Consider the following 3,317-nt stretch of genomic DNA (forward strand, 5'->3'; position numbering starts at 1 on the left):
CTAGCTTACAGAATGTCTATAGACGATTAAAACAAAAATAATAAGGGAAACGAGAGAATTTCGCTTGTTGCAAATATTATATTTAGATATTTCAAATAAATACTGATTATTTGTATACTCATTTATAAAATAAAATACTATATTTGTTATATGTGATATTGATACTAATATGTCGACAACCATAGATCGAAAATATAATCTGAGGCCTATTGGCATACAGTTTATAAATATTAGAAACTCCGATCTTAATGATTAAATTATATTTGATCGTTTCCTTCAGTTATTGATTTATTGATAATTCTTTGGTAAAACTCTCTCAATTGAATAGTGGCACAGATAGACAAATTTTTAACAAGAGTTTTTAAAGAGATTTTGTTATTGTATATTTGAAAATATTTGTGTGATTTACACATAATTAATCTTTATTTTATTAAAAATAGAATAAAGCAGAGTCCAATAAATAAATTTAAAAATAAAATTTAAGGACTTTAGCCCTAATAACACACAAAATATTTAAGATTAACTTACAGCTACAAGTGTATAATAAGTGTGTTTATATTTAATAAGTCTATATATTAATCAGANTATAATAAAATGGGTNCNTGTAATGTTTGAGATATTTTAAATATGAATAATTTTATTAATCGCCAAATTACCGTATTANCTTTAAACTATACGCAAAAATTAGTCTTTAATCCTTTTACGATACCTGCTATTGGAAAGTTTTTAAACTTTGTTTCGTTTGGTATTNNTTGGGACTGAATTGGGAATTTAACAATTACCCAAGATGATAAATGACCTAATTTTNCATGANTTAATGGTTTTATGAGTGCTAATGTTTATANTTTTTATAACGATGCCTTTTGAGNTGATAANTCTGCNGGTAAAGGTTATTTACCATTTGAAATATTTAGAGAACAAGGAAATGATAAAGTTGGTGCTATGATTGGAGCAAATGCTACTAGTTTAGGGTTTACTACTTTATTAACTGATAAATTTAAAGGGACTGTTTTAACTAATGATGGTAAACCAACCGAAGAATTAGTTTATTCAACTTATAATTTAAAACAATTAAATGAAAAAACTAATCGAGTTTATTTAATTAATGAACAAACCAAANCAGTTGATNCNCAAANACCAGTTAGTGATAGTGAATTAGATAATGATTTAGAATTCTTACAAACACCANATGGGACAAATTGTAGTTATATTANTGATATGTTTTCAATCCAAGCATTATATAAAGGCAATTTTGAGATTATCTTTTATGCTGATAATCCATATACAAATAATGAAGAAGATTATTTACGCTTATCAGTATGAAGTTTTCGTGGTAAAACAAAAAGTACATTAAATAATTATTTACGCGACATGACAACTAATTACAAAACTATTTTCTTATTACCACATGATTATGAAATACCAACATTTAATTATCCTGAATATGTTTTACCACCAGTACCATATAATTACAAACCTTATATGAAAGATATATGAGGTGCCAATACAGTTCAACCATTAAAAACTAAAATTACAGCACCAGCACAATGTAAAAAAGCATATTCAAATTTTGAACCCATTAATTTGTTTTCTAATGAATTTAATGAGGGTTATTATGAAATAGAAATTGATTTGAAACAAATTGACCCAACAATTCAAAGTATAGATAAATTTATTAGTGTTTATAAAACTATTGAAATAAGTAATCTAGGTAATTTGCAAGTTGAATGTGGCCCATGTAAAATAGAAAATTTTATTTCTAATAGAAATGTTAATTTAAATGGTGGTGGTTATAATGAATTTTGTACATATAGTTATGGTTCATTATACAATATTACTTTATAAGAAAGTGGTCGTTCACAAACTGATAAGGTTAATTTTGAAAATACAATAACTTTATACACTGATAATATAAAAGTAAATGATGTCCAAACATTCGCTACTGGTATTGCTAACGGTTTACCTAGTGGAAAATATGCAAATAAATATAAACCTGAAAAAGGTGGAATTATCGAATATATTAAATTTTTATTACAAATAACATTACTGTCTAATAAAGTTAATGATAAAATTAAAGAAACATATTTACAAGCATATTATACTAATGATGTCAAATTAAAAATTAGATTTTTAAAAGTAATATTTGCTAATTTATCAGCAAATTGAACTTATTACTTAAGTAATGATAAAGATATAACAATAGATATATTCAATCCTAATTATTTAGGAATTAGAAATAAAAGTGATAACCCAGTTAGAATTACAATTAAACCAAGATAAAATAAAAAGAGATGTAAATCTCTTTTTCTATTCTCCATTGACTTTTACATTACCACCATTATCAATAACTAAATCAGGTTCTGGTTTATCTAATAAATCTCAACTATAAACTGATTTAAAATATGTACCATTATTATATGATTCTCAATCTGCTGGAGCTCAAGAAGATGAATATCTAACATATAAAGTAAAATAAAATGGATATCCAGTTTCTTGTCTTAATTCTAATGTATATTTATTATTATATTTATCAAATATTTTTCCTATTTTTAATTCAGTATGTTTAAAATTGACAATTCTTCAATTATCATTTTTATCACCACGCCATACTACATAATAATATTTATTATCAACTTTATTAAATGGTTTTTCTTGCGGTACTATTCATTCTAAGTTGTCTTTAATTTCTTGGTTAACAGTATTTATTTTGTTTTCTTCTTTTAGTTTTTCTAATTCTTCGGGCGTATATTCTTGTGGTGTATTACAAGCAACTAAACTTGTTGTACTTAGTCCAATTAAAGTGATTGTGCCTAAAATATTTATTATTTTTTTCATTTATTTATTTATACATTAGCAATTGCGCAACTAGAAGCTATTATTGAGATGATAGCGGGTGTTAAATTTCCAACCCCAGGTACCAAACCAGTGCTTTATGATAAAAAACTACCCGCATTAGAACAACTTAAATTTAATCCATCATTTTTTAATTTTTCTAATTGATTTTTTAAACTATTAAAATCGCTCTGCAAATGTCTAACTTTATTATCAATTTCTATTATTTTTATATTTTTAATAAGAAAATCAATAAAATATCTAATTTGAAATTCTTTATCATTTTTTCAAACTCTTTTATTAGAATCAGAAAAATTAGGCAAATCTTCTTTTTTTGTCGTTTTACATCATTTTTTCATTTTTCGAAATCATTTATTCAATTTTTCATTAAAATATTAGACTTCTTGCATAACCTATTAAAATAATTGTAAATATTTTTAAAAAGATACTAATAGCAAATTATAATTTTAATTAATTATGTCTTT

Annotated in this window: 2 protein-coding genes; both read right to left on the bottom strand. The window is 24.1% G+C overall.

Features of this window, described 5'->3' with window-relative positions:
* Window positions 1-2,307: 2,307 nt before the first annotated feature.
* On the bottom strand, window positions 2,308-2,835 hold the full coding sequence (locus tag BST80_RS04680) for a lipoprotein (RefSeq protein WP_415746184.1): 528 nt from the start codon (window positions 2,833-2,835) through the stop codon (window positions 2,308-2,310).
* A gap of 95 nt (window positions 2,836-2,930) precedes the next feature.
* Window positions 2,931-3,212 (bottom strand): hypothetical protein, encoded by a 282-nt coding sequence (locus BST80_RS04685; protein WP_415746185.1) that lies wholly within the window; start codon window positions 3,210-3,212, stop codon window positions 2,931-2,933.
* Between the last annotated feature and the right edge of the window lie 105 nt (window positions 3,213-3,317).

It is taken from the genome of Spiroplasma sp. Moj, from assembly GCF_016082285.1.
Lineage (GTDB): Bacteria > Bacillota_I > Bacilli_A > Mycoplasmatales > Mycoplasmataceae > Spiroplasma > Spiroplasma phoeniceum.